We start from the raw sequence: 1,551 nt of genomic DNA, 5'->3' as shown, positions 1-1,551 counted from the left end.
GTCACTGAATCTGTTCACCAAAAAACGACTGGTTAAACCGTATCTATCTTCCTTCTGTTAGATACATCATCGTTTTTGGAGTAAAGCCGAATTACTTTTGTGCTGCCGTCACGGCAATTTCAATTAACCAATCTGGATTGACCAAATCGGCCTGAATTGTGGCACGCGATGGAGCAACACACCCTTTTAACCAGTCAACCCAAATTGCATTTACGGTTGAAAAGTCAGAAAGATTTTTCAAATAGAGCTGCGCAGAGAGCAAGCGAGATTTATCGGTATTGGCTAATGCCAAAAGTTCATCAATTGTTGCAAGAATTTCACGGGTTTGACCTGCCACGTCCTGCTCGGTATTTTTAGGCACCTGACCTGACAAATAAACCACTTTGTTAAAAACAGTCACGGCGCTCATGACTTCGTTAGTGTTAATCTTTTGTATATCTGAATTAGACATTCGGATTTCCTTATACCTGATTAATAAATTGAACACGGGCGGTGACGGCACACATCAGTTCATAACCCACCGTACCGGATGAAACTGCAACATCGTCAATAGATAGAACGACGCCTGTACTTGACTGACCCCAGAGCACCACTTCACTACCAACTTTGGCACTCTCAATACCCGTTAAATCGACTGCCAACATATCCATACTGACGCGGCCAACTGTACGCGTACGTACAGAGTCCACTAAAACAGGCGTACCTGTTGGCGAAATACGTTGATAACCATCGGCATAGCCGCAAGCCACAATCCCAATCGTCATGGGTTGCTCTGCGACAAAGTTTGAGCCATAACCTACGCTTTCATTCGGCTCCAAATGCTGAACGGAAATAATTTCACTACGTAAACTCATGGTTGGCTGCAAGCCCCAATCCGCAATACTATGGGTCGGGTAATCTGGCGAGCTGCCATAAAGCATGATGCCGCTACGGACATAATCTGATTTGAGCTGGTCTTGATAACGCAGAATTGCCGCACTATTACTTACCGATCTTTCACCCGGTAAATCCTTCACAATTTCTTCAAAGGCAGTAATTTGATAATCAATACCTTGCTGACCGAAACGATCGCCATCTGCATCCGAAAAATGCATCATGTGGGTAATCTTGGCGACATTTGCCAAATTATTTAAACGTTCCCAAGCCTGCACATAATGCTGTGGTTTAAAACCAAGACGGTTCATACCACTGTTCATTTTCAAGAAAACATCAAATTGAGCCGGATAAGGATGCTGTTCTACCCACTCAATTTGCGCTTCACTATGAATGGTGAAACTAAGCTGATACTGCACACAATCAAATAAATCTTGAGGAGAAAAAACTCCTTCGAGCAATAAAATTGGACCTGTCCAGCCTAGAGCACGAATTCGTTTTGCTTCTTCAAGATCAAGTAAGGCAAAGCCATCTGCTGCTTTAAATGCTTCATAAACACGTTCAATTCCGTGTCCATAAGCATTGGCTTTGACAACGGCAAAGACCTTACTATTTGGCATAGCCTTGCGCACCACCGCCAAGTTATTTTGTAAGGCTTGACGGTGGATCACTGCGGTA

2 protein-coding genes are annotated in these 1,551 nt (G+C 43.6%); both read right to left on the bottom strand.

The window, feature by feature from the left end; all coding sequences use genetic code 11:
* Positions 1-91 precede the first annotated feature (91 nt).
* Positions 92-451, bottom strand: a complete 360-nt coding sequence (locus VXQ92_RS17335; protein WP_000071347.1) for a RidA family protein — start codon at positions 449-451, stop codon at positions 92-94.
* A 10-nt stretch (positions 452-461) separates the two neighbouring features.
* Positions 462-1,551 (bottom strand): alanine racemase (alr, locus tag VXQ92_RS17330; RefSeq protein ID WP_416682656.1); only part of this gene is annotated, 1,090 nt, incomplete at its 5' end.

This window comes from Acinetobacter sp. 228 (genome assembly GCF_048147885.1).
Note: the sequence above shows the minus strand (reverse complement) of the source record. Positions and strands in the feature narration are given on the sequence as shown.